The sequence below is a fragment of the Acidithiobacillus sp. TH-A117 genome (assembly GCF_057473465.1).
In genome coordinates this window covers 13,223-40,086 of sequence record NZ_JBYCKQ010000026.1, presented here as the reverse complement: position 1 = coordinate 40,086, position 26,864 = coordinate 13,223, and the positions used below count along the sequence as shown (strand labels likewise).

The 26,864-nt window shown below is 54.7% G+C and carries 28 protein-coding genes; 15 read left to right on the top strand and 13 right to left on the bottom strand.

What is annotated here, in order from left to right; translation table 11 throughout:
• Window positions 1-15 precede the first annotated feature (15 nt).
• The 5 genes from AC2VLR_RS06020 to AC2VLR_RS06000 all read left to right on the top strand — a co-directional run bounded on the left by AC2VLR_RS06020 (window position 16) and on the right by AC2VLR_RS06000 (window position 4,755).
• Entirely contained in the window at window positions 16-2,502 is a 2,487-nt protein-coding gene (locus AC2VLR_RS06020) for a cation-translocating P-type ATPase (RefSeq protein ID WP_486881304.1), read from the top strand.
• Window positions 2,503-2,554: 52 nt separating this feature from the next.
• Window positions 2,555-2,773: a hypothetical protein gene (locus tag AC2VLR_RS06015; protein ID WP_486881303.1), complete on the top strand. Its 219-nt coding sequence runs from the start codon at window positions 2,555-2,557 to the stop codon at window positions 2,771-2,773.
• On the top strand, window positions 2,757-3,590 hold the full coding sequence (locus AC2VLR_RS06010; protein WP_486881302.1) for a hypothetical protein: 834 nt from the start codon (window positions 2,757-2,759) through the stop codon (window positions 3,588-3,590). The genes AC2VLR_RS06015 and AC2VLR_RS06010 overlap by 17 nt, the downstream gene beginning before the upstream one ends.
• Before the next feature lie 26 nt (window positions 3,591-3,616).
• Window positions 3,617-4,396, top strand: coding sequence for a TSUP family transporter (locus AC2VLR_RS06005; RefSeq protein ID WP_486881301.1), 780 nt, complete (start codon window positions 3,617-3,619; stop codon window positions 4,394-4,396).
• Between the two features lie 110 nt (window positions 4,397-4,506).
• Entirely contained in the window at window positions 4,507-4,755 is a 249-nt protein-coding gene (locus AC2VLR_RS06000; RefSeq protein WP_486881300.1) for a hypothetical protein, read from the top strand.
• On the opposite strand, the gene AC2VLR_RS05995 is transcribed toward AC2VLR_RS06000, so the two are convergent.
• The gene (locus tag AC2VLR_RS05995) at window positions 4,738-6,435 is read right to left on the bottom strand and encodes a 2-isopropylmalate synthase (protein WP_486881299.1); all 1,698 of its coding nucleotides are present in this window, start codon (window positions 6,433-6,435) and stop codon (window positions 4,738-4,740) included. The genes AC2VLR_RS06000 and AC2VLR_RS05995 overlap by 18 nt on opposite strands.
• A 142-nt stretch (window positions 6,436-6,577) precedes the next feature.
• Here AC2VLR_RS05995 and AC2VLR_RS05990 point away from each other — a divergent pair, with 142 nt between their 5' ends.
• A complete protein-coding gene (locus tag AC2VLR_RS05990) occupies window positions 6,578-7,060 on the top strand; it encodes an Lrp/AsnC family transcriptional regulator (RefSeq protein ID WP_486881298.1) in 483 nt (160 codons plus the stop codon).
• Between the two features lie 8 nt (window positions 7,061-7,068).
• Here the strand turns inward: AC2VLR_RS05990 and AC2VLR_RS05985 are convergent, their stop codons facing one another.
• The 3 genes from AC2VLR_RS05985 to AC2VLR_RS05975 are packed head-to-tail and all read right to left on the bottom strand — an operon-like array spanning window position 7,069 to window position 8,530.
• Window positions 7,069-7,338, bottom strand: a complete 270-nt coding sequence (locus tag AC2VLR_RS05985; protein WP_486881297.1) for a PfkB family carbohydrate kinase — start codon at window positions 7,336-7,338, stop codon at window positions 7,069-7,071.
• On the bottom strand, window positions 7,272-7,976 hold the full coding sequence (locus AC2VLR_RS05980) for a PfkB family carbohydrate kinase (RefSeq protein WP_486881296.1): 705 nt from the start codon (window positions 7,974-7,976) through the stop codon (window positions 7,272-7,274). The genes AC2VLR_RS05985 and AC2VLR_RS05980 overlap by 67 nt, the downstream gene beginning before the upstream one ends.
• Window positions 7,973-8,530, bottom strand: coding sequence for a mechanosensitive ion channel domain-containing protein (locus AC2VLR_RS05975; RefSeq protein WP_486881295.1), 558 nt, complete (start codon window positions 8,528-8,530; stop codon window positions 7,973-7,975). Before AC2VLR_RS05975 ends, AC2VLR_RS05980 begins: the two co-directional genes overlap by 4 nt.
• Before the next feature lie 89 nt (window positions 8,531-8,619).
• Here AC2VLR_RS05975 and AC2VLR_RS05970 point away from each other — a divergent pair, with 89 nt between their 5' ends.
• Window positions 8,620-9,480 (top strand): fumarylacetoacetate hydrolase family protein, encoded by an 861-nt coding sequence (locus AC2VLR_RS05970; protein ID WP_486881294.1) that lies wholly within the window; start codon window positions 8,620-8,622, stop codon window positions 9,478-9,480.
• Window positions 9,481-9,495: 15 nt separating this feature from the next.
• Here AC2VLR_RS05970 and AC2VLR_RS05965 read toward each other — a convergent pair whose 3' ends face one another.
• From AC2VLR_RS05965 to AC2VLR_RS05950, 4 genes are all read right to left on the bottom strand, one after another.
• Window positions 9,496-9,888 carry a group II truncated hemoglobin gene (locus AC2VLR_RS05965; RefSeq protein WP_486881293.1) on the bottom strand — a complete coding sequence of 131 codons (393 nt, stop codon included), beginning with the start codon at window positions 9,886-9,888 and terminating at the stop codon, window positions 9,496-9,498.
• 3 nt (window positions 9,889-9,891) lie between these two features.
• Window positions 9,892-11,778: a biosynthetic arginine decarboxylase gene (speA, locus tag AC2VLR_RS05960; RefSeq protein WP_486881292.1), complete on the bottom strand. Its 1,887-nt coding sequence runs from the start codon at window positions 11,776-11,778 to the stop codon at window positions 9,892-9,894.
• A gap of 67 nt (window positions 11,779-11,845) precedes the next feature.
• Complete coding sequence (locus tag AC2VLR_RS05955; RefSeq protein ID WP_486881291.1) at window positions 11,846-13,255, bottom strand: PhoH family protein; 1,410 nt, start codon at window positions 13,253-13,255, stop codon at window positions 11,846-11,848.
• Window positions 13,252-13,731, bottom strand: coding sequence for a peroxiredoxin (locus AC2VLR_RS05950; protein ID WP_486881290.1), 480 nt, complete (start codon window positions 13,729-13,731; stop codon window positions 13,252-13,254). The genes AC2VLR_RS05955 and AC2VLR_RS05950 overlap by 4 nt, the downstream gene beginning before the upstream one ends.
• A 195-nt stretch (window positions 13,732-13,926) precedes the next feature.
• Here AC2VLR_RS05950 and AC2VLR_RS05945 point away from each other — a divergent pair, with 195 nt between their 5' ends.
• The 4 genes from AC2VLR_RS05945 to AC2VLR_RS05930 all read left to right on the top strand — a co-directional run bounded on the left by AC2VLR_RS05945 (window position 13,927) and on the right by AC2VLR_RS05930 (window position 17,985).
• On the top strand, window positions 13,927-14,385 hold the full coding sequence (locus AC2VLR_RS05945) for a Fur family transcriptional regulator (RefSeq protein ID WP_486881289.1): 459 nt from the start codon (window positions 13,927-13,929) through the stop codon (window positions 14,383-14,385).
• 360 nt (window positions 14,386-14,745) lie between these two features.
• Window positions 14,746-16,005, top strand: coding sequence for a hypothetical protein (locus tag AC2VLR_RS05940; protein ID WP_486881288.1), 1,260 nt, complete (start codon window positions 14,746-14,748; stop codon window positions 16,003-16,005).
• 292 nt (window positions 16,006-16,297) lie between these two features.
• The gene (locus AC2VLR_RS05935) at window positions 16,298-16,699 is read left to right on the top strand and encodes a GFA family protein (RefSeq protein ID WP_486881287.1); all 402 of its coding nucleotides are present in this window, start codon (window positions 16,298-16,300) and stop codon (window positions 16,697-16,699) included.
• Window positions 16,700-17,511: 812 nt separating this feature from the next.
• On the top strand, window positions 17,512-17,985 hold the full coding sequence (locus AC2VLR_RS05930; protein ID WP_486881286.1) for a group II intron maturase-specific domain-containing protein: 474 nt from the start codon (window positions 17,512-17,514) through the stop codon (window positions 17,983-17,985).
• 87 nt (window positions 17,986-18,072) lie between these two features.
• Here the strand turns inward: AC2VLR_RS05930 and AC2VLR_RS05925 are convergent, their stop codons facing one another.
• Entirely contained in the window at window positions 18,073-18,387 is a 315-nt protein-coding gene (locus AC2VLR_RS05925) for a hypothetical protein (RefSeq protein WP_486881285.1), read from the bottom strand.
• Window positions 18,387-18,626 carry an addiction module protein gene (locus tag AC2VLR_RS05920; protein WP_486881284.1) on the bottom strand — a complete coding sequence of 80 codons (240 nt, stop codon included), beginning with the start codon at window positions 18,624-18,626 and terminating at the stop codon, window positions 18,387-18,389. Before AC2VLR_RS05920 ends, AC2VLR_RS05925 begins: the two co-directional genes overlap by 1 nt.
• 213 nt (window positions 18,627-18,839) lie before the next feature.
• Between AC2VLR_RS05920 and AC2VLR_RS05915 the strand changes: the two genes are divergently transcribed.
• Window positions 18,840-19,082 carry a type II toxin-antitoxin system Phd/YefM family antitoxin gene (locus tag AC2VLR_RS05915; protein ID WP_486881283.1) on the top strand — a complete coding sequence of 81 codons (243 nt, stop codon included), beginning with the start codon at window positions 18,840-18,842 and terminating at the stop codon, window positions 19,080-19,082.
• The gene (locus tag AC2VLR_RS05910) at window positions 19,076-19,342 is read left to right on the top strand and encodes a Txe/YoeB family addiction module toxin (RefSeq protein ID WP_486881282.1); all 267 of its coding nucleotides are present in this window, start codon (window positions 19,076-19,078) and stop codon (window positions 19,340-19,342) included. Before AC2VLR_RS05915 ends, AC2VLR_RS05910 begins: the two co-directional genes overlap by 7 nt.
• Window positions 19,343-19,386: 44 nt before the next feature.
• Here AC2VLR_RS05910 and AC2VLR_RS05905 read toward each other — a convergent pair whose 3' ends face one another.
• Entirely contained in the window at window positions 19,387-21,294 is a 1,908-nt protein-coding gene (locus AC2VLR_RS05905; RefSeq protein ID WP_486881281.1) for a penicillin-binding transpeptidase domain-containing protein, read from the bottom strand.
• 334 nt (window positions 21,295-21,628) lie between these two features.
• On the opposite strand from AC2VLR_RS05905, the gene AC2VLR_RS05900 reads away from it, so the two are divergent.
• Window positions 21,629-23,296, top strand: coding sequence for an ArnT family glycosyltransferase (locus AC2VLR_RS05900; RefSeq protein WP_486881280.1), 1,668 nt, complete (start codon window positions 21,629-21,631; stop codon window positions 23,294-23,296).
• Here AC2VLR_RS05900 and AC2VLR_RS05895 read toward each other — a convergent pair.
• Window positions 23,288-23,875, bottom strand: a complete 588-nt coding sequence (locus tag AC2VLR_RS05895) for an OmpA family protein (protein WP_486881279.1) — start codon at window positions 23,873-23,875, stop codon at window positions 23,288-23,290. The genes AC2VLR_RS05900 and AC2VLR_RS05895 overlap by 9 nt on opposite strands.
• A 77-nt stretch (window positions 23,876-23,952) precedes the next feature.
• Window positions 23,953-25,989: an NAD-dependent DNA ligase LigA gene (gene ligA, locus AC2VLR_RS05890; RefSeq protein ID WP_486881333.1), complete on the bottom strand. Its 2,037-nt coding sequence runs from the start codon at window positions 25,987-25,989 to the stop codon at window positions 23,953-23,955.
• 80 nt (window positions 25,990-26,069) lie between these two features.
• Between ligA and AC2VLR_RS05885 the strand changes: the two genes are divergently transcribed.
• Window positions 26,070-26,744 carry a histidinol-phosphatase gene (locus tag AC2VLR_RS05885; RefSeq protein WP_486881278.1) on the top strand — a complete coding sequence of 225 codons (675 nt, stop codon included), beginning with the start codon at window positions 26,070-26,072 and terminating at the stop codon, window positions 26,742-26,744.
• Window positions 26,745-26,864: the final 120 nt, after the last annotated feature.

Here is a 26,864-nt window from a genome sequence, read left to right as displayed (position 1 = left end):
CCCGGGAGCGTTGTCATGATGGTCAATCGTGATGAAAAAAGCGTGATGCAGCAGGGGCTCAGTAGTGACGAAGCAACGCTGTTAAGGCAAAAATTCGGTCCCAATCAACTTCCCGCTCCGCCCTCACCGCACTGGTGGCAACAACTCCTCCAGCAATTCCGTAACACACTGATTGTCATCCTCAGCATGGCTGCTTTGCTGTCGGTAATCCTGGGACATTGGGTGGACAGTGCCATTATTGGCGCTGTCATCCTCATCAATACCCTGCTTGGATTCCTGCAGGAAAATCGTGCCGAAAAGGCGGTTGCCGCCCTGCAATTTTACCTGGTGGAATATTCCCAGGTTCTGCGCGATGGGCACTGGCAGAAACAGCCATCCAATACTCTGGTTCCCGGTGACTGGGTGCGTATTGAAAACGGAGATAGGGTGCCCGCTGATCTGGATTTACTGGAGGCCCATCAACTGCAGGTGGATGAATCCCTTTTGACTGGTGAATCGCTGTCATTGGACAAGGCGGTTTCCGGTCAAGAGCCAGACAGCATGGTGCATGCCGGTACCTTGGTCACGCGCGGATCCGGGATCGGAAAAGTCCGGGCCATTGGGTCGGCCACGGCCATTGGCAAAATCCAGCAACTCATGGATCAAACCCAAACCCAAAAATCTCCGCTGTTGCTCCGGATCAACCGGCTTTCCCGGCTACTGGGCGCTGCGGTGCTCCTTCTGGCTGTCATTGCTGCAGCAGTAACATGGAAGCGTGGCGACAATCTGGAATTTGCCATTCTGGCAGCCATCAGTCTGGCGGTGGCCATTATTCCCGAAGGGCTCCCGGCAGTGATCAGCATCACCCTCGCTCTGGGTGTTCAACGCATGGCCCGACAGGGTGCCATCATCCGGCAATTGCCGGCAGTGGAAACCCTGGGAGCGGTCACCGTCATCTGCACCGATAAAACCGGCACCCTCACGGAAAATCGCATGGCGGTTGCAGACCTGCGCCTGGCTGAAGATAACCCTGAGGGACGACGCAGGGCCCTGGAAATCATGATGCTCTGTAATGATGCCGAGATCATGCCCGATGGACGCGGCAGTGGTGATCCGCTGGAGCAAGCTTTGCTCCTCTTTATTCTGGAAGAACAAGCGAATTTGCTGTCTGTCCAACAGGCATTGCTGCGCCTGGACACCCGTCCCTTTGACCACGAAAAGCCCTACATGGCGACACTCCATACCGATCGGGTCGCCATCAAGGGCGCACCGGAATATGTTTTGCGTCACTGCCTGGATTTCCAAAACCCCGAATTTGCCTATTGGGAGGGCGTGATTTCAGAAATGGCTAATCTGGGACTGCGCACCATTGCCCTGGCTGAGGCCAATCCCGCCGATTGGACGACCCTCGATGCGCGAAACTGGCGCTGGCTGGGGGTTGTGGCGCTGCTGGATCCCCCTCGGCCAGCGGTTCCGGCAGCCATAGCCGCCTGTCGCAAGGCCGGAATCCGCGTGATCATGGTGACTGGAGATCATCCCCGAACGGCAACCACCATTGCCCGTCAAGTGGGCCTGAGTACCGAAAATTCGATCGAGGTGGTGGATCATACCCGGTGGGTTGCCGCAAGCCCGGAAGAACGCCGGGTTTTGGCACGGGAAGTCAGCGTCTTTGCCCGGGTGCAGCCCACTGATAAGCTGGAGCTGGTCCAGACCCTGCAAAGCAGTGGCGAAGTGGTGGCGATGACCGGAGATGGTGTGAATGATGCCCCCGCCTTGCGGCGCGCTCAGATCGGAGTAGCCATGGGCTTGTCCGGCAGTGCCGTGGCTCGCGAAGCGGCGGCCATGATCCTGACTGACGATGATTTCGCCCATATAGCCAGCGCCGTCGCCGAGGGTCGTCATATTTATCACAATATCCAGCAGACCATCCTGTTCATGCTGCCCACGAATTTTGCCCAGGGACTGATCATTTTCATTGCGGTACTTGGCGGAATCACCCTGCCGATTACCCCTTTGCAGATTCTCTGGATCAATACCGTCACTGCCGTCACCCTGGCACTGGTATTCGCCTTCATGGGGACGCATCAAACCTTCATGCAACGCCCGCCCAGACCGCTGCATGAACCATTGATGACAGGACTACTCTGGCTGCGGATGGGCATCGTGACGGTGTTTCTGGTGGCTACGGTGTTTGTGGTTTTTTCTGTGGATAATGCGTCTTTCGGGATCCGGCATGCGCATACCCTCGCTGTCAATATATTGATGGCCATGGAAGGCGGAGTTCTTCTGGCGATGTACGGGCCCAGGCGCCAGGATCGGGGTGATTGGGTATTGTATGGCAGTCTGGGCAGCATTGTGGTATTGCAGGGCCTATTTTCACAATGGTCCCTTCTGCAACATGTTTTTCAGAGTGCGACCATGTCCATGATGGACCTCGCAATCATTTTATTGACGGCGTTCTTGGCCTGGCTGGTCACTCAACTCACTATGCGCATCCGCAAACGCGGAAAACCTTCATCCTGATTCTGATCATGCTAGACTAAATGCTCCTCAGGAGACAGACAGGAGATGAGCCATGAAAATTGAACGACTCCAGGGCAAGGCCAAGCGAACCAAGCCCAGGCTGGGTGTACACCCTACCCGTATCGAAAAAGATCGCACCGTCTATAACCGCAAGGTCAAGCACCGTGGTCAGCAGGGGACGCAGGGAGAGGGGCATACCGTGACGATGGCTGGTCGTCAGCGTATGCCCTTTTTCATGCACCCTGATATTGCCCATGGCCGCATCGCTTAAACCTCAGCCTGTCGCATCCGGTTGGTTATTGCGCTGGTGGAAAGACTCGCTGATTTTGCTGCGCGCGGCACCCCGTGCCTTCGCCCTGCTTTATCTGGTCATGTTGCTGTTGAATATGGCCTGGCAGCCATTGGTATTGAGTATTCCCATTTCCTGTATAGTGGTGGCCATCATATTTGCCGTAGCCATGGCCATTCATCAGGGCAGCACCCAGTTGGCCGATGTGGGTCGCAGTATTCGCGATGTCCCCTGGTGGCCCCTGTTGAGGCTGATTGTCGAAATTGCCCTGCTGGTAGCGGCACTTCTGCTGCTGATGCTGCTATTCCGGCACTATCTGCAAGGTATTTTCAGTCAGGATCATATTTCCTCGGCAGCAACCCTGCATAACCTGAAATCTCCGGACTGGCAGAAACTGCCTGACTGGCTGCGCTCGCTCATCACCAACGCTCTGGGCACTGCCCAGACCATGCTGGGCAACGCCTTTCTGCTCCTGTCTGTGGGGGTGATTGTTACCGGCATCACCCAAAGAGGGTACCTGGCGCTGCTGGCCGGTTTTCAGGCGGTTCTGGCCAATGTGCGGGTATGGCTGAGTTTTCTCATAGCCAGCCTGTTGCTGCAGGGGGTCATTACGTTTATTTCGGCTCGCCTGCATACCTATGCTGCCGCCCTGCTGGTATCTCTGCTGGGAGTGGCGGTGCTGATCATGGTGGGTCTGTATGGCTGGTGTTTTGTGCGGGAAACCTTTGGATTACCGGGTGCTCAGGTGGCTAAAGCTGCCACCGTCACGGCGCGCAAAAGAGCAGCAGCCCATGCTTAAATCTTCCGTCATCCCGCAGTAACCCCATGTCCTGGTTATGGTTCCACATCTCCAACCTGTGGCTGGGGCTTGCTGCAGGACTGGCGGGATTTGTGGACGCGATCGTTGGCGGTGGCGGTTTGATTTTGCTCCCGGCATTATTTGCGAGTTTTCCCCAAGCGGTACCCGCGAGTTTGCTTGGCACCAATAAAGCCGGTGCCATCTGGGGTACTGGCGCGGCTTTTCTGTCCTATGCCAGACGGGTGCAGATTCCCTGGAAAACCGTTCTACCGACCGCCCTGGCATCTCTGACCGGGGCTTTGCTCGGGGCAGATCTGGTCAGCAGCATCAATGATGCGGCCTTTCGTAAAGTGCTGCCTTTTGTGCTGGCTGTCGTCTTTCTCTACACCCTCTTGAATCGGCAGATGGGACAGGTTCATCGCCCCCGCTTTTCCCAGCGGACGGCCATCATCCTCGGTACTGTAGGTGGTTTCTGTATTGGTTTTTATGATGGGTTTCTTGGGCCCGGTACCGGCAGTTTTCTGGTTTTTGTATTTATTCTCGTTTTTGGTTTCGATTTTTTACATGCCAGCGCCAGTGCCAAACTCGTCAATTTTTCGTCCAATCTTGCTGCGCTGGGATTATTTGCCAGCAAATCCCTCGTCTTCTGGCATCTGGCCTTGTTTTTAGCCGCATGCAACATGCTGGGGAGCCTGCTGGGTACGCGTATGGCCATGACTCATGGCAGCGTTTTTGTCCGCCGCCTGTTTATCGTGGTCGTGCTGCTGCTGATTACCAAGACGGGTTGGGATGCTTTTGCTGGATAATTCAGATAATTACTTGCTCTTTCCAAGCCCTGTCGTATTTTTGATAAAATAATGGGCAGCAACCCAATCAGCAGGGATGGAGGCAGGTGGTCAAAGCCACCTGACAACGGATGACGGACGAAATTGAAAACCTCATGTTGGAGCACCTGAAAAGGCTTCAGGTTGTACTGGACCGCGTCGAGCGTAAGCTGGACGATCTGATCCGCCGTGTTGGTAATCTGGAATCCGGACAGGCCAATATCATCCAGCACTCGGGAACGCTGGCCGCCGCCGATGCCCAACAACAGCTTTCATCAGATGGATTCAACCAGCGTCTGGAACGTATCGAGCGTCGTCTGGAGCTATACGGCGGCTTTTGAAGGCTGCTGGAGATGAATCACAGCCCCGGCCTTGCCGATGGCCCTTAATACCGACTGCAGGGCGGCTTCGGTGGTATCTTCGCCAAAAGACACTGCTGAGGCAGTTTTTCCTGACTCCAGGCTGACCCGGGCGCAGGCCATGGCGCGTGCTCCGGTACCGGTTCCCAGAGCATGCTGGTCAAACTGCTCTACTTCCGCGTAGATGCCCGCTCCTTGAATCAAGGCATCCACTAAGGCGCCGACGGCGCCGCTGCCCTTGCCCTGTAAAATGCGGGGGTGGGCATCACTGCCCATGACCACCGAGGCGATCACCTTGTCGCCCTCGCGCTGCAGGCGATAGCGCCGCATCTGCCAGTCTTCATGACTCGGTACGAAATGCTGCTCAAACAAGGCATGGATCTGCTTTGCCGAGATTTCTCCGGACTGCTGCTCTGACACCTGTTGGACGATAGCGCTCAGTTCCTGGGCCAACCAGCGCGGCAGGGAAATACCATAATCCCGCTCCAGCACATGACTGACTCCACCCTTGCCGGATTGGCTATTGATGCGCACCACGGCTTCATAATTGCGCCCCAAATCCGCAGGATCAATGGGCAAATAAGGTACCTCCCAGAGCGCCTGTTCCTGGCCCCGGCGGTGCTGCATCCCCTTGCGGATGGCGTCTTGATGACTGCCGGAAAACGCGGTGTACACCAGTTCACCAAACCAGGGATGGCGGGGTGAAACGGTCATTCCCGTAGCGCGGGTATAAACGTCGCTGATTTCAGACCCCATGGACAAGTCAAGCCGGGGATCCAGACCCTGGGAGTAGATATTCATGGCCATGGTGAGAATATCCATGTTGCCGGTGCGTTCACCATTACCAAAAAGCGTCCCTTCAACCCGGTCAGCACCCGCCAAAACGGCCAGTTCTGCAGCGGCGACGGCACAGCCCCGGTCATTATGGGTATGCACACTGATTTTGACATGCTCGCGTCCGTGCAAATGATCGCAGAACCATTCAATCTGATCGGCAAATACATTGGGCATGGCCGATTCTACCGTGGCCGGCAAGTTCAAAATGACGGGCTGGCCTGTTTCAGGATGCCAGACGGCCATGACCGCTTCGCAGATTTCCACGGCATATTCCAGCTCAGTATTGCTGAAGCTTTCCGGCGAATACTGAAAAGTCCACTGCGTCTCTGGAAATTGCGCAGCGCCAGCCTTGACCCATTCGGCACCCCTTACGGCAATGTCCTTCACGCCTTCCCGGTCGAGCCCGAATACCTGCTCGCGCTGGACGGGATTGGTCGAGTTATAGACATGGACAATGGCCCGCTCAACCCCCTTGAGCGCTGCATAAGTCCGCTCAATGAGATTTTCCCGAGCCTGGGTCAATACCTGAATGGTCACATCCTTGGGAATACGTCCTCCTTCAATGATTTTACGCACAAAATCAAAATCCGGTTGGGAAGCTGCCGGAAATCCGACTTCAATTTCCTTGAATCCCATGCGCACCAGCAAATCAAACATCTCCAATTTTTGGGCCACGTTCATGGGACTTACCAGAGCCTGATTACCATCGCGTAAATCCACACTGGTCCAGATGGGGGCGTGGTGCATCCGCCGGTTGGGCCAGCGCCGATCCGGCTTGTGAACGGCCGGGAAACCCCGATAACGACGATGATTGAAACTGCTCATAATATCTGCTCCTGCCTATTCAAGATGATGGAAGCACTATACGCTTCATTCATGGACAGGTGCTTGCGAATTGCCCCCCATAAGGCGATGATAGCGCATGATTATAGCGAATTTTAGCGATTAAAGGACGGAAAATTGCGCCATGAAGCCTGAAGCACCTCATTCATCCCTGGATCGCTACGATCGTCGTATTCTCGAAGCCCTGCAACAAGATGCGGGTTTGAGCAATCAGCGCCTCGCCGAAAAAATCGGCCTGTCCCCCTCCCCCTGCCTGCGCCGGGTACAGGCTCTGGAAGAGGCGGGGATCATTCGCCAACGGGTGGCGTTACTGCAACCGGAGAAAATCGGCCTGGAACTGATGGTGCTCATGCATATCAGCATGGACCGCCACACCCCCGAGCGTTTTGAACACTTCGAAAGCACCATCATGCAATCGCCCGAAGTGCTGGAATGCTTTTTGATCACCGGCCATGATGCGGACTATCAACTGAAAGTCGTCCTCCGGGACATGGCCCATTTTCAGGATTTTCTGCTCAATCGCCTGACCCGGATTGAAGGCGTCACCGGCGTACATTCCAGTTTTATTCTGCGCAAGATCATCGATAAAACCGAGCTACCCCTGTAGGGCTTGAGCTAGGATGCCACTTGCATCCAACGCCGTCTGAATGGTTCATAAAACGCGCTGGTGTCCGGCGTGGCACCCGGCAGAGCACAGATAGCGGCCGCCAACTCCCCGCCCCGGAGCAGGCAGTTTTCAGGGCTAGCTCCCCGCCAGTAATTCCACAACCAGGCGGCGGCAAAAGCGTCACCGGCACCGACGGTATTTTTCAACTCAGCTACAAAAGTTGCCGCGACCCTGTAAAATTTTTTCCGGTCCCAATAGGCGGCACCTCGGCTCCACAAGTCAGTAACAAGGCACCCAGAGAAAAACGTTCAGTAAATACCTGCATCTTGTCCTGAAAATCTGGTCCGGTAGACAGCCCGTAGGTTTCCAGCAAACTATCCAGCTCGACCTCATTACATTTCAGGACCGAAGCACCCGTCATCCAACTCCCCAGGGATTCCGGCTGCCACCAGGGCGAGCGCAAATTGATGTCCATAAAGCGCCAGGGACTGAGGGCAGCCAAGGTACCCCAGCTTTGCAGGGATTCACCCTGCTCCCGCAAAGCCAGGGAACCATGGTAGAGCCAGGCGATGGACTCAGGCAGCGGGTCTGGCAGGGGGATGGCATCGTAAGCCTGATGGGGAAGAATATGGAACTGATGCCCCACCACGGGGTCTGCGCGCACTTCTACACGCCCGGTGGGCAGGCTCGTACTGACAGATACCCCCGCAACCGGCATTTGCCATTGCTGCATATGCGCCTGAATGCATCGGCCGTGCGCATCATCTCCTACCTGACTGATGAACAATGCTGCCGTACCCAGGCCTTGCAAGTGCTGCGCGACATTAAAAGGCGCACCGCCCAGACGTTGGCTGTCACCAAAATCATCCACCAGACACTCGCCGAAGATGACTCCGGTAGGTCCGTGGTCATTCATGAGGCATCCGGCTTTTGAGATTCACCGGGCAAGCGCCGGATCACCCGCTGAAAGAAAAAATTGTTGGGGATCACCACAATGGCACCGTCATCCTGCTTCAGTTCCGTAAACATGAGGTTTTCTTCGACCACTTCACCGGTCAGCGCCTCGGGAAAAATTTCAATGCGCTGTCCCAGACGCAAGGGTTGCCAGAACCAGATGAAAAAGCGGGCGGTAATGTTGCTGACCATCGCCCACAAAGCCAGCATACCCACGCCAATCACCGCCAGCAGACTGACAAAAGTCGTCCAGACCGCAGTAACATCCACCGCCCAGACCCGCAAGACTACCACCCAGACCAGAAGCCACAAAAACCAGGTGGTCATCCTTTTGAAGATAATGCCATAGCCATGGGAAATAGTGCGTCGCGCACCCAGAAAAGTGAGCAGATGACTGATCGCCCTGTCATACCAACGCAACAGTACGTAACTGCCCAGCACTATGAGTATGGTATAAATGCCTCTATGCAGTAGCCATTCGGGGTCCACATCCATCCCATAAATCGTCATGCTCATGTCTCATTCCTGATACGTGCTTGATAGTCGCACCTTAACGAAGCTGATAGCATACGACAATCCTTTTGCCCGCTTCAAAGGAGCCCGCATTGAAACTCAGTCAAGTCAGTCACCATGGTAATGTCGAATTGGCACTATGGCGCGGCAGGGATCTGTTTTCCCTCCGCAACATCGCTCCACGTCTGTCACTCAGCGATTTGCTGGGGGCTAGCGGCAGTTTGCGTAATGATCTGGAGCAGCGGCTCAATCGTGCCCATTCCCAGGATATACTGGATCCTGAACAACTGATTTTTTTACCGCCTTTGCCGGAAACCAGCAAAATCCTTTGTGCCGGCCTGAATTATCAAAGCCATGCCACTGAAGTTGCGGCGCCTGTGGCAGAATTTCCCAACTTTTTTACGCGTTTTACCGATACTCTAGTGGGCCATGGTCAGGCCCTGCGTATCCCGGCAAACTCTCAGGAACTGGACTACGAAGGCGAACTCGCTGTGGTCATCGGTAAAACCTGCTACGGACCCTTGACGGAAAATCAGGCACTGGATGCTGTATCGGGTTACACCATTTTCAACGACGCCAGCGTCCGGGATTTCCAGTTTCGCGCCAGTCAATGGACACTGGGTAAAAACTTCCCGGCAACAGGCGGTTGCGGGCCGGTACTGGTCAGTGCCGATGAGTTGCCCCTTGGGGCCAAGGGATTGAACCTGCATACGCTAATAGATGGTACTGTCATGCAGACCGGCAATACCGCCGACCTGATTTTCAATGTGGCCGCGTTGATTCAGGCGCTGGCAGCAGTCACCCCCCTGCATTGCGGCGACTTGATCATTACCGGAACCCCCGCCGGTGTAGGTTTCACCCGCCAGCCACCGCGTTTTTTGCAGCCGGGAGAACACTGTGAAGTTCGCATCGAAGGCATCGGTTCTTTGATCAACCCGGTAGTGACCGCCTGACGGCGGGTTGAATGCCTAACGATTGCGCATGAAATCCGCCGTGCGCTGCAGAGATGTCTGCAAATGTTCGTACAGTTCCAGCGACATTTCCTGTTCCTGCATGGCACGAAGCATACACGCCATCCACTGATCCCGGGCCTGATCATCCACCGGAAAGCTGGCATGGCGGGCGCGCAGGCGCGGATGCCCGAATTTCTGTACGTACAAGTCCGGTCCACCCAGCCATCCCGATAAAAACAGGAACAGCTTTTCCTTGGACTCAGACAAATCCTTCGGGTGCATCTCCCGCAAGGGACTGCGCCATTGGGCTTCGCTGTCCATCAGATCATAAAAGCGATTTACCAGGGCCCGGACGGCGTTTTCACCACCCAGCAGGATGTAAGGCGAAGTATCAGGTTCAAGAATCACAAATTACTCCAGATAGGTATAACCATGCAGACCATCGGCAAATTGCTGCAGAAATAAATGGCGCTGCCCGGCGTCCAGATCCTCAGCTTGATCGACTTTTTTCTGAAAACGCGCAAGCAGATCCGGTGCCGAAAACTGCACATAATTCAGTACCGACTCCACCGTATCCCCAGTCATGGGCTGTTCCAGCAACATCTGGCCCTGAGCGTCAAAGAGCACATTGACGGAATCCGTATCGCCGAAAAGATTATGCATATCGCCGAGAATTTCCTGATAAGCCCCGACCATAAACACCCCCAATATATAGGGTTTGTCCGGATCTACAGCATGCACCGGCAGGGCTGGCGTCAAGCCTTCGGCGGTCACATAGGCATCAATACGCCCATCGGAATCACAGGTAATATCTTCAATGCGCGCCCGCCGGGTGGGCTCCTCCTGGAGGCGCTGAATGGGCATGATGGGAAAAATCTGATCAATGGCCCAGACGTCGGGTAAAGACTGAAACAGGGAAAAATTGACGAAATATTTATCGACAATTTTTTCGTCCAACTCATCGAGAATATCCCGATGGGCGCGATTGTGGGGGTCCAGAAAACGCCGGACCTGCCAGATGACCCGCGCATACACTTCTTCGGCCCGGGCTCTTTCTTCAATCGCGTTCATCCCCAGATTGAACTGCTGATGGGCTTCGCCCAGCAGATAAATGGCTTCCTGATAAACTTCCAGCGCATCTGAAGCCTGGGCGTTATCGAGACGCTGGAGCAGGCGTTGCCATTCTTCCGGCATTGCCTGCACAGAAACTGCGGACAGGGGATGCTCCCCCGCCGCCGTTTCCACATCGGTCACATTGGTCAGCAGGATGGCATGATGGGCAGTCAGGGCCCTGCCTGATTCGGAAATAATATGGGGCTCCGGCAGGTTTTCCTGGCGCGCCACTTCCGCCAGGGCACTGACAATGGCATGGGCGTAATCGCTTATATGATAGTTGGTAGAGCAGTAAGCCCGTGAATGGGTGCCCTCATAGTCCACCCCCAAACCACCGCCCACATCCACCACCTCCAGATTGGCGCCCAGACGGCGTAATTCCGCATACAGACGCCCGCATTCGCGCATGCCGCCCTTGATGAACTGAATATTGGGAATTTGCGAACCCAGGTGAAAATGCAGCAACTGCAAACTATCCAGGGCATTTTCCGCACGCAGTTGAGCCAATAGTTCGAGTATGTGTGCTGTCGATAAACCGAATTTGGATTTTTCACCGCCGGTATTCTGCCATTTGCCAGCACCCGCCGAAGCCAGTCGCGCCCGCACCCCGATGCGGGCTTGCACACCCAGATCCCGGGATTCGCTGAGGATCATGGGGAGTTCGGAGATTTTTTCCACCACCAGATACACCCGCAGACCCAGTTTCTCGCCACTCAGGGCCAGACGGATGTATTCCCGGTCCTTATAGCCATTACATATAACGGTACCACCCAGGGGCATGAGGCCCAGTACCGCCAGCAATTCGGGCTTACTGCCCGCTTCAAGGCCCACCTTGCCCGCCCCGGCGCGCAAAATTTCTTCCACCACCCGGCGCTGCTGATTCACCTTGATGGGATAAACGGGGGTGTAGCCACCCTGGTATCCCGTGTCTTGCATGGCTCCGGCAAAAGCGCCGCGCAATTTTTCGACGCGATGCCCCAGAATTTGCGGAAAACGCAGCAGGCAGGGCAGGCCCAGTGAATGTTCACCGAGTTCAGCAGCCACATCGGCCAGCCCAATGGCCGGACTGTCCATGCACGCTTCCGGTCGCACCACCATTTGACCATCGGCGCCCACATCAAAATAGCCTTCGCCCCACTGCTGCAAATTGTACAGATGACGACTATCGGCCACCGTCCAGTTCATGCCTGCACTCCCCCCCAGAAAACGCCTAGCGCAGTCTAAGGGGTCAGCAGCCTGGCCGACAAGTCACCTAAAGTGCTTCATTGGCAAAATCAGCCAGACGAGAGCGTTCACCGCGACGCAGGGTGATGTGCCCGCTGTGCGCCCAGTCCTTGAAGCGATCGACTACATAAGTCAGTCCTGAAGTGGTTTCGGTCAGATACGGGGTATCAATCTGGGCGATATTCCCCAGACAGACGATTTTGGTGCCGGGACCGGCGCGGGTGATCAAGGTTTTCATTTCCTTGGAGGTGAGGTTCTGGGCTTCGTCGATGATGACGAATTTTTCCAGAAACGTCCGGCCGCGCATGAAGCTCATGGATTTGACCCGAATCCGCTTGTTGAGCAGGTCCTGGGTGGCGCTGCGCCCCCAACTACCCGCCTCATCGCTGGTCCGCGCCAGAATTTCGAGATTGTCTTCCAGCGCCCCCATCCAGGGCTGCATTTTTTCTTCTTCAGTGCCCGGTAAAAAACCGATTTCTTCACCCACCGGCACTGTTGCCCGGGTAATGATCACTTCGGAATAGCGTTTATGTTCAAATACCTGATCCAGAGCGGCCGCCAGAGTAAGCAGAGTTTTACCGGTCCCGGCATGGCCCAGCAGGGTCACAAAATCAATATCCGGATCCATGAGCAGGTTCAGGGCAAAATTCTGCTCGGGATTGCGGGCGACAATGCCCCAGACGGCGTGACGCTCGTGCCGGTAATCGGTAATGCGCTCGATAATGGCATGTTCCGGATGCACCTCACGGACAATGGCTGCGAAATCCTCGGTGTTTTCCTCCCCCTGATTCAGGGCAATAAATTCATTGGCATGCCAGTGCTGAATCGCCGGACCGCTGATCTTGTAGAAACTGCGGCCACTCTCCTGCCAGGCATCCAGATCCCGACTGTGCTGCTCCCAAAAGTTTTCGCTGAGCACTTCCGAACCGGTGTACAGTAAATCCGCGTCTTCCAGAGCCCGGTCGTTTTCGTAATCTTCCACACGGATGCCGAGGGTACGGCCCTTGATGCGCAGATTGATGTCCTTGCTGACCAGAATGACATCTTTTTCAGGATGACGGTTCTGCAAAGCCAGAGTGACTGCCAGAATCTCATTATCGGCCTTGCCGCCAGCCAGATCTTCCGGCAAGGCTTGCTGATAAGCCGCCGTCTGAAAAAACAGGCGACCCTGGGCGTAAGGCAGGGGTAAGCCTTGGTCTAGATCCGCCGTATCGGTCAACAGTTCATCCAGTCGGCGGCTGACCTGACGCACGTTACGGGCTTGTTCACTCAGCCCTTTTTTATGCTGGTCCAGTTCTTCCAGCACAATCATGGGCAGTAGAATGTCGTGTTCCTGAAAACGGAACAACGATGCAGGATCATGCATCAATACATTGGTATCGAGAATGTAAAGACGCGGTTTATGATGCTCGTCGGAAACCGTTTTCCTGGCATTCATGGAAGTTTTTTCACCAGATCAAGTATCGCCGCAGCGTGACCGGCAGCTTTAACCTTGCGTTCCACATAGGCAATTTTGCCCTGACGGTCTATAACAAAAGTACTGCGCTCGACGCCAATGCTGATTTTGCCGTACATATTTTTTTCCTTGAGTACGTCAAAAGTCTGGCATAGTTTTTCATCCGTATCCGCCAGCAGGGGGAAAGGGAAATGGTATTTGCAGGCAAATTTTTCATGGCTGGCGAGACTGTCGCGAGACACTCCGAGAATTTCCGCCCCGGCCGCCTGAAATTCAGGATACAGCGCCGTAAATTCCTGGCCTTCCGTGGTGCAACCCGGCGTATCATCTTTGGGGTAGAAATAAAGCACCACGATTTTTCCCTGCAGATCCTTGAGACTGATGCTGGCTTGCTGACCATAAGCAGCCGCCTGAAATTGCGGGGCATCTTGACCGACCACGATATTTTCTGAGGACATGAGAAACTCCTGAGTGGACCTGTTGAAAATCTAGCGCGGCAGATGCCTCACTGTCCAGCAATGCGCCTGCTTACTCTTTATCTATCCATCGGATGATCGAGTTCAGGTGGCCTTGTGGTAGGGATAGATCACAAGGCCGCTGTTTATGCCCTCAGTGTGCTTGCACCCATGCAGGGGCTGCTCTAGCATGAACCCATGAATAATCATGTCCATGACGCGCCCCTCAAACACAGCGATGCGGAAGTGACCCAACTGCTGCGGGATGCCGGACAGCGGGTTACGCGCCTGCGGGTGGCGGTGTATAAAACCCTACTCGAAGCCGAGCAACCCCTGAGCCATCCGGAAGTACAGCAACGCCTGGAAAGTAGCCAGGTGGGTTCGGTTGATCGGGTCAGTTTATACCGCAACCTGGAATGGTTGGTGGATATTGGACTCGCCCACCGCATCACCGCCGATGACCGGATCTGGCGTTTCAGCGCCCGGCGCCAGGAACATTCCGAGCAACATCCCCATTTTCATTGCGTGTCCTGTGGACAGGTATTTTGCCTGCCTGACAGCCAGCTTGCTGCCCCCAAACTGCCCAAGGATTATTCCGTTATCGAAATGGAGCTGGTGGTCAATGGTCTTTGTGCCCATTGTGGCCGAAAAAAATAGCGCCATTGCGTGAACAAGTGCCCATATAAAATGATGCTGCGGTATTTTCGCCATGCACGTTCCGAAACCGCCTATGCTGGGTTCATACAGACTGGAAGCTTTGATATGAATAGGCTAAAGTATGATTTATGTTTGTCTGGGTGGATGTGAGGGAATTCTTCGTGTGGCCATGTGCTTGGGCATCCGGATACATTTAGGTTTCCATAAACAGACTGAGGTAGCCGTGATACTTAAAGAATTGGAAGCCCTGAGGGTTGGACAGAATTTAGGCGATGTGGGTAGGGCGGCTGTGATGTCGTCTAAATTACGTTAGCTGTCCACGAGGCATACGCCCAAAGTCGAAACTGGTAAGGAGATAAAATGAACGCATCTGAAGTATTTACGCCAGGTAAATTTCCAGTGCACACCTTTGTGGACGATCACCTTCAGGATAAGAAGCAGCAGCTTTTAGATACGCTCGAAGCTGGTGCGATGCTGATTTCAATCGCAGGCCCTTCAAAATCAGGGAAGACCGTATTTATTGAAGAGTGCCTTGGCCGTACTAGCCTGATTCAGGTAACTGGAGCTGGCATAAATACGCCAGCCGATTTATGGATGCGGGTATTTGACATCATTGGAACTGAAATTCCCGCATCAATTGCTCGTGCATCAGGTACAACCGGTACCGTTGGAGGTAAAGGTGCTGTTGAAGGCAGCGCACTTGTCGTAAAAGGAAAAGGTGAAGTCTCGGTTAGCAGAACCACTTCAGATATAGAAACCACATCTTCGTCATTATCATCAGATTGCCTACAGTTGCTTGTAAGAGAGCTTGGAGGCACCGACCTGGTTGTATTTATTGATGACTTTCACTATGTGCCATCCAATGTACAGACTGAATTGGCACAGCAGATAAAAGAGGCGATTAGGAAGAGCGTTAAGTTTGTCTGTGCATCGGTTCCCTACCATGCCGATGACGTTATTCGTAGCAATCCAGACTTACGGGGGCGAGTATTTTCAATAGATTTTGAATACTGGGGTACAGAAACTCTTAAAAAAATTGCATATAAGGGCTTCTCTTCACTTGGTATCGGATACAGGGATACAGCCATTGAGAAACTCGTGTCTGAAGCTGCTGGGTCTCCCCAATTGATGCAATACTTGTGCTTGAATTCGTGCTTCGAGCTCGGTGTAAGAGAAAAGTCAGATCGAGAAGTGGAATTGTTAAACAATAGACAGCTTCACGAAAATATCTGCAGACGAACTGTTCAATCAACGGACTACGGGTCTGTAGTTGAGCTCATGAAGGAAGGCCCAAAGACTCGGGGCTCAGATAGAAATGTCTACATAACACGCTTTGGATGGAACGGAGACGTTTATCGCTTACTTGCCAAAGCCCTATCAGTCGACCCGCCAAAGCTTACATTTCGTTACGACTCATTAAATAAACGGATTCTTGATATCTGTACAACAGGAGGCCCCAGCGGATCAAGCATTACGAGTGCCTGCTCGCATTCGGCAAAAATACTAAATGATGCGGCCGGAACGAGGATCGTGGAGTGGGATGGAGAGCACGATGTCTTTGATATACGAGATCCGTACTTCTTGTTTTATATCCGCTGGTCCGATGCGGTGAACGGCTAACAAGGCAAATGCACTCGGACAGCCAAAAGCTACGCTGCGTTCCGCTTTTGGCTGCCGGTGATTTGCGACGTTCGCCGGCGCTTCGCGCCTGCGAACGGGGTCGCGAGTTTTCAAACGCGGGGATCGGCGCGAAGCGCCGCCGAACCCCTCGTTCGAGCGGACACCGCTACGCGGCTGCGCCCTCTCTGGTCGGCACCGCGCAAGCGCGATGCCTCCCGGCGAGGGTGCCGCACAACTCGCGACCCCGTTGGGCGTCATCAGACTTCTGCGTGGCTATTGCATAGGAGAAGACATGAAGGGCAGTTGTTTATGTGGGGCCGTTGAATACGAAGTCGATCAATTGGACATGCCAATTTCTCATTGCCATTGCCATACTTGTCGTAAGGCTCATGCTGCGGCCTTTGCTTCAACTGCCGGCGTAATGCGTGAGCATTTCCGCTGGGTAAAAGGTAAGGAGAAGCTGGCGGCTTTTGAATCATCGGCGGGAAAGCTCAGGCATTTTTGTTCTGTCTGCGGCTCTCACCTCGTCGCCCAGCGCCCTGCGCAGCCCCACGTCATCGTTCGCGTGGCAACACTCGATGAAGATCCCGGTTCCAAGCCGACCATGCACATATGGTGTTCGCACAACGTACCGTGGTTGCAAGACGAAGAGACCATTCCGTCTTATCAAGAGTGGCAACCCGGTCGGCAATGAGTATGACGCCCAACCCTGCGGTCGAGAGGGACGCTTCGCCGCTATGCGGCTCGCGCCCCTCACCTCAACGTGTGCGCCGGGCATGGCGCGTTACTTCATAGGTGGAAGTCCTATGGCCAGGTTTTTCGCAGAGCCGAAGGCAAGGAGAAGGGCAAGGGCGTCGTCGCGAGGCGGGGTCTGGAGGAAGTCCAATCCGAAATTGCGGGGCGATGAACAAAAACCGGATACGAGGCGTGATGCACCCGGGACGAGCGGGCACGTGACCGCGAAGTCCTCCATCTGCGACTGGGGTACATTTTGTAAATCCGGCGTCTACGCAAGGAAGGTAACGTGTCTTACCCCGGGAGATCTCCCCGGTGCTTCAAGAGAACGAAGCTGGGCGCCTGGAGACGGGCGCTGAATACTGTGGAGAAGTCAGCAGAAGGCATAGTAGGCGGCAGCCACCGCTGAAGGCCTGAACGATGGAAGACAAAGGACCATGACGAAGAGCAACGGGAACGCATCAGACCTCCAGCCTCGGCTGGCGGCGGCCCTGCCGCCGGATGAACCCGTGGCTGGATCGAATGGACATCCCGAGTCGATTCCTCCCTGCGCGTTGCTGGTCCAAGTGTTGGACCGGGCCAACCTGCAACGCGCCTTGAAGCAAGTGCGCCGGAACAAAGGCGTGCCGGGCATTGACGGCATGACCGTTGAAGAACTCCCCGAGTACCTCAAGCACCACTGGCTGGAAATCCGCGCGCAACTGGAAACGGGGCACTACCGCCCGAGCCCGGTCAAGCGCGTGGACATCCCGCGAATCGCTGAGGCTCACAGTGAATCCACTGAAGAGCGCGGTGGATCGGCCCTGGAAACGCAAATTCCTGGGCTTCACGGTCAGCCGCTCCGACAAGAGGCTGAAGGTGGCCGACAAGGCCCTCGACAAGCTGAAAAGTCGGGTGCGGGAACTGACCCGTCGTACACGAGGCAACCGCCTGGAAGTGATCGCCGCAGAGCTGAGAGAAAGCCTGCTTGGCTGGAAAGCGTATTTCGGCATCGCCGAAGTACTGAGCCCTCTGCGCGACATCGACAAGTGGATACGACGCAAGTTACGCTGCTACGTCTGGAAACAATGGGGGCCGGCGGGCTATAGGGAACTGCGCAAGCGTGGGGTATCGGTGCGCGAAGCGTGGAACACCAGCAAGTCCGCCCATGGGCCGTGGCGGCTGTCGAAGACACCGGCGCTGACCATTGCATTACCATTGGCCTTCTTCAAGAACCTGGGAGTGCCGAGCCTTGCGGCCCAGTAAGAATTCAATTCATCGAACCGCCGGATACGTGATCCGTACGTCCGGTGGTGTGGGAGGGAGGGGCCGTGAGGCTTCTTCCTATCCCGATTAAGGGTGAATTCGTTCGCGCCAGTAGCCAGGCTTTCTCGAATGATGAGAAACGGCAATAACAAGCACTTCGCTGGCTCGCTCAATGACGACTATGTCGTACGGGAATCGTTTGAGAATGAGTCGCTTTGCGCCCTTGGCACCGGATTTGGCTGGCATAGGAGAGAGAGGAAGAATATCCTCTTCAATCAAATCAATGGCAGCTTCGACTGCATCAGAGAATTCCGTACCAAGTCCAAGCCGTTCCCTGTCATACCAATTAGCAGCAGCGGCCGCTTCTTCGGCAGCCTCTTGCAGGATCCGTACAGCCCGCACTACCGGGCTCCAGATATTGCCCGCATTCTCCTTCGAAATTCCTCGCGATCCAGCAGCTTGGCCTGTCTGTCGTCAACCATGCAAATTCGACGCAAGATTTCACGGTCCCATGCCTCTTCAACGCCGTTGTCCCGGGGCGCATCCAAGCTTTCGATCAGCTGGTGGGCCAATTCCGCGCGCTCGGTCTCGGGAAGCGTCATCATTTCAGAACGGAGTCGTTCCAGTGCCTCGGTAGCCATAATGCCTCCCAAATCCAGAAGCTTAGTTATTCTAGCCCCCTTTTATGCCCACAACAAGGCGCTTCGTCAGACGGCTTTCTGCAGTGCTCAAAGCTGCCGGTGAGCTTGGCCGATAGAGGCCGCTAAACTGCGCTCCATTGGGCCTCTCGCACATCCACTTGACGAGGCGTACGCTATAACGTACTTTTTGAGCTTCTTTAGAAGGAGCACGAAATGCACACACTTACCGCCAGCGAAGCTCGCGCAAATCTGTACCGGCTCATTGATCAAGCAGCAGAGTCTCACGAACCGGTCATTATTTCCGGAAAACGCAGCAGTGCTGTACTGCTCTCTACGGAAGATTGGAACGCCATTCAGGAAACCCTGTACCTGCTTGCTGTGCCTGGCATGCGCGAGTCCATCAAGGCAGGTATAGCTGAACCCCTCGCAAAAAGCTCGAAGGAGCTTAAATGGTGAGTTGGGCCGTTGTTTATGCCAAGCATGCAATGGAAGATGCAAAGAAACTCGCTGCAAGGGGTCTTAAGCCAAAGGCGCAGGAACTTCTCGCGGTTCTTGCCAACGATCCATTCCAAAATCCACCGCCCTTCGAAAAGTTGGTCGGTGATCTTGCCGGCGCATACTCTCGCCGCATCAATATTCAGCACCGCATTGTTTACGAAGTTTTTACCAAAGAGAAAACGGTGCGTGTCCTCCGTATGTGGACGCACTATGAATAAGAGCCCAATTATGTGCTCGTGCGGACACGGCTAAGCCCTCACTGTCAGGTCCCTCCCCCGCCCTCACTCCAGATCTCTGCCTGGGCTCGGGAAACCAGCGGTGCCGCAAAACGGCAAATATGCTTTTCACCTTTAGGGGTCGGTACTTTCAGTAAAGTGCCTGAGTCAATATCTTCGGGATTGCGCAGTTGATTGATATTCATCAGATGCGTGACTGAACTATGGTACTGCCGGGCGATTTCTGCGAGATTTTCACCGGGCTTAATGGTAATACGCATGATTGGACCATGCTGACAGGCGGGCGCCACATTCATTTCCTGGAGGGCATGGCGCATGGTCACCCGGAATACGGGTGCCGCTTCAATCCCTCCAAAATTCCACTTGAAATGGCTGCCGCGCAGGGAAACGGCCATGACCAGTTGGGGATGATTGCCGGGGGCGAAACCCACAAAGGTGGCATTGGTGGTGTGGCCGTAAAAACCGCCGTGACCATTGGCCATATTGGCCGTACCGGTCTTGCCCGCCACATGATAGCCGTCAATGGCGGCCAAAATTCCGGTGCCTCCCGGTTCGGCTACGCTCTGCAACCAGACCCGGAGTTTTCTCGCTACCCAGGCGGGCATGATTCTGGTGGCTACTGGCGCCTGCCCCATCACCAGTTCCGGGCGCAAATGATAACCGCCATTGGCAAATGCCGCATAAGCGTCGGCCAACTGTAAAGTGGTGACACTGACCCCGTACCCCAGGGCAATGGTGGCATGGCGGGCCAGACTCCAGTTCCGCCAGTCGGGCAGCACACCCGCCGTGGCATCCACAAAACCCAAGTCCGGCTTGCGCCCGAATCCGGCACTGCGATACATGTGATATATGATCTGCTCCGGGGTTTTGAGGGCAATTTTTGAGGCGCCGATACAGCTGGAATACTTGAGGATTTTTTCAATGCTCAGAATGTGATGGCGGACATCGTCAGTAATGGCATAACCATCCACTATCAGCGGATGAAACACGTTGAAGCGGGCATCGGGCTGCACACTGTGGCTGGCGAGTGCTGCCGCCACCACAAAGGGCTTCATGACAGAACCCGGCTCAAAGGCCTGATGCACAGCATTATTGGTATAATCGCCAGGATTCGTACAAGCACCCAAGGCGTTGGGATTACAGCTGGGGGCGCTGACCATGGCCAGAATCTGCCCGGTATGCACATTCATGACCACCGCTGAACCGTCTTTGGCATGAAAATGATGTAGCGAACGAGTCAAAGTAATATAAGCCCAGTACTGCATCTGGGAATTGATGGTCAGCCGCAGGGGATGACCGAAATGGGCCAGCTGCTGCACCTTGGCGACATGCACAATCTGCCCGTGCCCATCCACCAGCGCCAACTCCCGGCCGGGGCGCGCTCGGAGCCAGGTGTTATAGCCTCGCTCCAGCCCCGCAGACCCCTGATGAGCTTCATCCACCAGCCCCAGCAAGGGGGTTGTTACGGCCCCCAGCGGATAATAGGTTCTACTGGTGTTCTGCACATAAATCCCCGGAACCTGCAGCTTTTGCAAAGCGTTGCCGATGCGCGGGGCCACCTGACGTTCGATATAAGTATAATCGGCCCCACCGCTGGCCACCCGACGGGCAAAATCCGCCCGGGAAAGATGCAACACACGACCCAGTGCTGCCCATTGGTCACGATGTTTATCGAGAATGGCCGGGTCTGCCCAGATGGTCACTGCATGTACATTCACCGCCAGGGGCTGACCATTGCGCGCCATGATAATGCCCCGGCTGGCAGGTAAAGGTACCGAACGCAGATAACGCATTTGCCCTTGCTGGCGCAGAGTGGATTGATCCAGCAACTGCAGATAAATATCGCGCAACAGCATGACCGAAAAAGCCAGCAGCAAGACCACAATCACCAGACGCGCACGTCCCGCCGGAAGAGATTTTACCGGCCTTTTCATGGATTATACCATTTACAGACCAACAATATTTTTTCCTGAAAATAACAAATAATTCTTAAGCGCCAGAAGGCAAACATCAAGCAGGTCGGTGCTGACCGGAAAAGCGGCCTCAGCCTCCTCCGGAACAAGGGCATGGGAAATATGTCTCTGCATAAGACTAATATGATATGTAAGGCTTGGGAAAGTTCCCTCTCTTCATCTTGGCAAGCATTCAGCATGGCAGGGGTTGGAACGTGCCCGCAAAAGAATCGGGAAGAGAATGGATAACCCCGCTCCGGTTTTTGCTATGATACCCTCGGCAAAACCGACCTTTTTATGGAGTCCGCCTGTTTTTATGGCTTTGAAGCAACCTCTGAGTAATTCACGTTTTTATTTTTTATGTGGCCTGCTTTTTCTGGGTGCGTTGGCCCTGTTTGCCTATCACAGTGGCAGCGGCAGTCTTTGGGACATTGATGAGCCCAACAACGCCCAGGCCCTCAAGGAAATGTTTGCCCGGCATAATTTTGTCGTGCCACTGTTCAACGGGACCTTGCGGGTCGCCAAACCAGCCCTGAATTACTGGTTGATGTGGGGCGGAGTAGAGGTTTTTGGCATGAACAGCTGGGGTCTGCGAATGGGCTCGGTGCTGGTGGGGGCACTGTTTATCCTGTATCTGATCATGTCCACGCGGCGTTTGATCGGCCCCGGACCGGCCCTGCTGACGGGACTGATTGCGGCCACCATTTTGCACAGTCAAATCATATTCAGGGCGGCGGTGCCCGACCCGTTACTGATCCTTTTTGTCAGTATGAGCCTGATCAGTTACTTGCGAGCCTATCAATTTCCGGATGAACGCACGATCAGTATATTGCTCAGCTATGCGGCCATGGCCCTGGCCACGCTGGATGAGGGGCCCATCGGCTTTCTGATCCCTGGATTGATTATCGTCGTCTTTTTGTTGCTGCGCGGGAACCTCCCCTATTTGTGGAAAGAAGGCCGCCTGCAGTGGGGTTTGCCCCTGTTTTTGCTTCTCTCCCTGCCCTGGTACGTGGCCGTGGGGGTGGAAACCCATTGGCGCTGGGACCTGGGTTTTCTGCTGCGCGCCAATATCAGCCGCTATAATGCGGAAATGCAGGGACATCGCGGTCCATTCTTTTACTACCTGATCACCATTCCCCTCGCCCTGCTACCCTGGTCCATTTTTCTGCCCCAGGCGTTGTTACCCCTGTGGCAGAAACGTCGGCAACTCATTCAAGACCATCCCGTAGATAATTTTCTGCTCAGTTGGTTGTTGGTCTGGGTGATTTTTTTCAGCATTTCCGCCACCAAGTTGCCCAATTATGTCTGGGAGGCTTATCCGTCCCTGTTCATGTTTCTGGGCGTCCGCCTCCATCAAGCACTCACCGGGGAAAAACCGCTGCAGCGTTCGGGCCTGTATGGATCTTTGCTCGCACTCTTCCTGGTGGGAATGACTCTGGTGATTGCCGGTACCTTCATCGTTCCGGTCAAAATCCCGCCCCTGGGTTCTTTGTATTATCTGGGGCTGCCCTACGCCCTGTCCGCCCTGATAGCCATGCTCTGGGTCTGGAAAGGACAAATCAGGCGCTGGCTCAGCACCCTCACCATCGGCGCTGCGGCCCTCACCTTCTGTCTCATGACCTATACCGAACCTGCCCTGAATATACTCAAACCTTCAGCGTTTATGGGCGAAAAAATCCGCCAATATCAAGATGGAAAGCCCTATAGTATTGCCGCCTGGCACTGGTTTCAGCCCAATTTCCTGTTTTATGCCGGACGCGGCAACATGATCCTGCATCGCCCCAAACAAATCGGCGAATTGCTGACCATTCTCCGCAATAATCCCGCTCCTTTGTATCTGGTCCTGCCCAGTCGGGAGGTTCCGGGCATACGTCGGCTCTTGCCGGATAATCTCACTGTGCAGACCATTTATGTCAGCTACGAGTTATATAACCATGAAAACCTGACCTTGCTGCGCATCAGTCGGATAACGCACTCAACCTAATACGGCGTGATAAACAAAATCCACGCGCCGGTTGCGCTGCCAGCATTGCGGGTCATTGGCATAACACAAAAGATTATCCTTGCCAAAAGAAACCATCTGGATTCTGCGGGCAGATACGCCATCCGCTTCCAGAAGACGGGCGACGGCTTCTGCACGGCGGTTACCCAGCGCCAGATTGTATTCCTGGGTACCGCGCTGGTCGCAGTTACCTTCCAGACGCACATCCACATGGGGAAATTTCAGCAGAAAGCGGGCATTATCCAGGGCAATATGACGACCATGCCCATTGACCTGACTGCTGTTGGTCGCAAAATGGACGCGCAGATGAGTGGGCAAGGCAGCCAGTTCTGCATCGGATAAATAGCGGTTGCTCCCGCCTAATGGTCCATTGATGTTTTTGCTTTCCACTTTGGGTGCCTGATAACTCCGGGTAGGCAGAGGCGCCATAGGGGTGGGGGCTTGCACCCGGGCCACCGGACCGGGTGAGACTTCCTGGGCACAGCCAGCCAGAAGCAGGCTGGCCGGAAACAGCAACCATAAGGATTTCAGCATGGATGGACGATTATGGATAAGCGGCATGTTTTCCTCCTGTTAAGCAGGATAATTGTGACCGCCGCCACGCTCCTAAGTTTCAAGCCAGCTTTAATGTTAGTCCGTCATTCCATCCCCAGAAGCTCGAGCAATTGCCCTTCATCCAGCGTTTTGATCCCCAGTTTTGCGGCTTTTTCCGCTTTACTACCCGCTTCGGCACCCAGTACCAGATAATCGGTTTTGGCGGATACTGAACTACTCACCTTGCCGCCAGCGGCTTCAATGCGAGATTTGGCCTCTTCCCGGGTTAAATGGGGAAGCGTTCCGCTCAAGACAAAAATACGTCCGAGCAAATGACCGACACTTTTGGGCGTTACTTTCTCCCAGTGCAGACCGGCGGCGCGCAGGGCGGCAATTACTTCCTGGTTATGGGGCTGGGCAAAAAAATGCAGCACCGCTTCGGCAACGATCGGCCCCACATCGGGAATATGCTGGAGCTGTTCCATGTCAGCGGCCATCAACGGGTCCAGATCCCCGAAATGGGTAGCCAGGGCTTTAGCCGTGGTTTCTCCGACCTGACGGATACCCAGGGCATACAAAAAGCGCCAAAGCTGCGTGTCACGGGAAGCGGCGATTTCAGCGAGCAGATTCTGGGCCGATTTCTGCGCCATGCGTTCCAGATCACAGAGAACGGTCTCATCGAGCCGGTAAATATCGGCGACGGTTTTGATAATCTCTCGTTCTACCAGCTGGCTAATCAACTTTTCACCCAAGCCCCGGATATCCATGGCCTTGCGCGAAGCAAAGTGGCTGATGGCTCCCATCCGCTGGGCTGGACAATAAATACCCCCCATACAGCGATGGGCGGCCTCGTGGCTGAGGCGCAGCACTTCCGAGCCGCACACCGGGCAGCGCGCAGGCATCTGCCAGGGTTGGGTATGCTCAGGTCTGGCGTCGAGTATCACCATGACCACTTCGGGAATCACATCGCCCGCCCGACGCACCAGGACCGTATCACCGACCCGGATATCCTTGCGTTCCACCTCATCCTGATTATGCAGACTGGCGCGACTGACCATCACCCCACCTACTTGCACCGGGCGCAACTGAGCCACCGGGGTGATGACCCCGGTCCGGCCCACGGAAGCGAGAATATCTTCAACCACAGTCTTTTCTTCATGGGCCGGGAACTTATAAGCAATGGCCCAGCGTGGCGCCCGCGCCGTAAAACCCAGTTGCTCCCGCTCTTCCAGGCCGTTGACCTTGAACACCAACCCGTCAATTTCAAAGGGCATTTGTTCACGCAGATTCTGCATTTCCTGATAATATTTTGCGCATTCAGATAGATCGCCCACCTTCTTCAGGTAAGGAGTCACTTCAAATCCCCATTCCGACAGTTTAGACATTACTTCAAGATGCGTGGGCGCCAACGGCGCATGAACTTCTCCCCAGCCCCAGGGGAAAAAAGCCAAGGGTCTTTGGGCGCTGATCCGCGAGTCCAGTTGCCGTAAACTTCCTGCCGCTGCATTACGCGGATTGGCAAACGGGTTTTCCTTCTGACGCAGCCGTTCGGCATTCAAGCGCGCAAAGGCCGCCACCGGAATGACCACCTCCCCCCGCACCTCCAGAATATCCGGCCAGTTATTCCCTTGCAGCTGTAAAGGGACATTACGAATACTCCGGACATTAGCGGTGACATCTTCGCCGGTCTGCCCATCCCCACGGGTTCCCGCCTGCTGCAGTTGTCCGTGTTCATAGCGGATATTGACCGAAAGACCGTCAAATTTGGGTTCAGCACTCAAACTGACCTGCTCCTGTCCCAAACCCTTGTGTACCCGCGCCAACCAGTCGGCAAAACCCGCCGCATCAAACACATTATCCAGAGAGGTCATGGGCACCTGATAATGGATCTCGGCAAACTGACTGAGTGGAGCAGCGCCTACCCGTTGGGTGGGGGAATCAGGGCTTTGCCATTGCGGATACTGCGCTTCGAGTTGCTGCAATTCCCGCAGAAGATTGTCATATTCAGCGTCACTGAGAGTGGGGGCATCTTTCTGATAATAAGCGGCATTGGCATCTGTCAATTGCGCCCGTAAATGCATCATCCGTTCCCGATCTTTTTCATGCGCCAATGCCACCGTAAACTCCTTCAAATTGCCCATCGTGAATGCTGTGGCGAGCATATCCCAATTGCCCTTTCTGGTATAATCCATGCCGACACCCCTAATCTGACGGAGAAAAAATGGCGCTGACCCTCTTTGACCTGGATAACACCCTGCTGACGGGCGATTCCGACCACGCCTGGATGGAATTTCTGGGAAGTCGCGGCATTGTCGATGCCGAACAATTCAACCGGCGTAATGATCAGTTTTATGCAGATTATGTGGCGGGCCAACTGGATATTCGGGCTTTTCTGGATTTTCAATTGACGCCACTGACTGCTCATCCCCGCGCCCAACTGGATGCCTGGCACCGGGAATATCTTCAGGAACGGGTTTTACCCATGATTTCCAACCGAGCCCGGGCACTGGTGGAAGATCATCGCCAACAAGGCGATCAGCTGGTCATCATTACTGCGACCAATCGTTTTGTCACAGCGCCCATTGCGGAAGAATTCGGTATTAAGCATTTACTGGCGACCGAAATTGAAGAAAATGCGGCCGGCGACTTTACCGGAAAAACTGTCGGCACGCCCTGTTTTCAAGCAGGCAAAATCGAACGTCTCCGCCACTGGTTGCAGGAACAAGGTCACGACTGGCAGCAAAGTCTGCAGGGCAGCACCTTTTACAGCGACTCGTATAATGATCTGCCACTACTGGAAACCGTTGAGCATCCTGTGGCGGTGAATCCTGACCAGCGCTTGCAAGCCCATGCGGAGGCCCAAGGCTGGCCTATTCTTTCTCTATATGACGCGTGATCTCCATGCGAAAAATGCGTTCCTGATCGACTCTTTTGTAACCCATTGATATGGGTGCCGGAAGTTCATGAAACTGTCATATTTCTGTGATAACTTAAATGACAAAGAGGATCATAACCG

Coding starts and splice junctions, on each gene's coding strand:
- AC2VLR_RS06020 (WP_486881304.1), top strand. CDS start 16: ATGATGGTCAATCGTGATGAAAAAAGCGTGATGCAGCAGGGGCTCAGT.
- AC2VLR_RS06015 (WP_486881303.1), top strand. CDS start 2,555: ATGAAAATTGAACGACTCCAGGGCAAGGCCAAGCGAACCAAGCCCAGG.
- AC2VLR_RS06010 (WP_486881302.1), top strand. CDS start 2,757: ATGGCCGCATCGCTTAAACCTCAGCCTGTCGCATCCGGTTGGTTATTG.
- AC2VLR_RS06005 (WP_486881301.1), top strand. CDS start 3,617: ATGTCCTGGTTATGGTTCCACATCTCCAACCTGTGGCTGGGGCTTGCT.
- AC2VLR_RS06000 (WP_486881300.1), top strand. CDS start 4,507: ATGACGGACGAAATTGAAAACCTCATGTTGGAGCACCTGAAAAGGCTT.
- AC2VLR_RS05995 (WP_486881299.1), bottom strand. CDS start 6,435: ATGAGCAGTTTCAATCATCGTCGTTATCGGGGTTTCCCGGCCGTTCAC.
- AC2VLR_RS05990 (WP_486881298.1), top strand. CDS start 6,578: ATGAAGCCTGAAGCACCTCATTCATCCCTGGATCGCTACGATCGTCGT.
- AC2VLR_RS05980 (WP_486881296.1), bottom strand. CDS start 7,976: ATGAATGACCACGGACCTACCGGAGTCATCTTCGGCGAGTGTCTGGTG.
- AC2VLR_RS05975 (WP_486881295.1), bottom strand. CDS start 8,530: ATGAGCATGACGATTTATGGGATGGATGTGGACCCCGAATGGCTACTG.
- speA (WP_486881292.1), bottom strand. CDS start 11,778: ATGAACTGGACGGTGGCCGATAGTCGTCATCTGTACAATTTGCAGCAG.
- AC2VLR_RS05955 (WP_486881291.1), bottom strand. CDS start 13,255: ATGAATGCCAGGAAAACGGTTTCCGACGAGCATCATAAACCGCGTCTT.
- AC2VLR_RS05950 (WP_486881290.1), bottom strand. CDS start 13,731: ATGTCCTCAGAAAATATCGTGGTCGGTCAAGATGCCCCGCAATTTCAG.
- AC2VLR_RS05945 (WP_486881289.1), top strand. CDS start 13,927: ATGAATAATCATGTCCATGACGCGCCCCTCAAACACAGCGATGCGGAA.
- AC2VLR_RS05940 (WP_486881288.1), top strand. CDS start 14,746: ATGAACGCATCTGAAGTATTTACGCCAGGTAAATTTCCAGTGCACACC.
- AC2VLR_RS05935 (WP_486881287.1), top strand. CDS start 16,298: ATGAAGGGCAGTTGTTTATGTGGGGCCGTTGAATACGAAGTCGATCAA.
- AC2VLR_RS05920 (WP_486881284.1), bottom strand. CDS start 18,626: ATGGCTACCGAGGCACTGGAACGACTCCGTTCTGAAATGATGACGCTT.
- AC2VLR_RS05915 (WP_486881283.1), top strand. CDS start 18,840: ATGCACACACTTACCGCCAGCGAAGCTCGCGCAAATCTGTACCGGCTC.
- AC2VLR_RS05910 (WP_486881282.1), top strand. CDS start 19,076: ATGGTGAGTTGGGCCGTTGTTTATGCCAAGCATGCAATGGAAGATGCA.
- AC2VLR_RS05905 (WP_486881281.1), bottom strand. CDS start 21,294: ATGAAAAGGCCGGTAAAATCTCTTCCGGCGGGACGTGCGCGTCTGGTG.
- AC2VLR_RS05900 (WP_486881280.1), top strand. CDS start 21,629: ATGGCTTTGAAGCAACCTCTGAGTAATTCACGTTTTTATTTTTTATGT.
- AC2VLR_RS05895 (WP_486881279.1), bottom strand. CDS start 23,875: ATGCCGCTTATCCATAATCGTCCATCCATGCTGAAATCCTTATGGTTG.
- ligA (WP_486881333.1), bottom strand. CDS start 25,989: ATGGGCAATTTGAAGGAGTTTACGGTGGCATTGGCGCATGAAAAAGAT.
- AC2VLR_RS05885 (WP_486881278.1), top strand. CDS start 26,070: ATGGCGCTGACCCTCTTTGACCTGGATAACACCCTGCTGACGGGCGAT.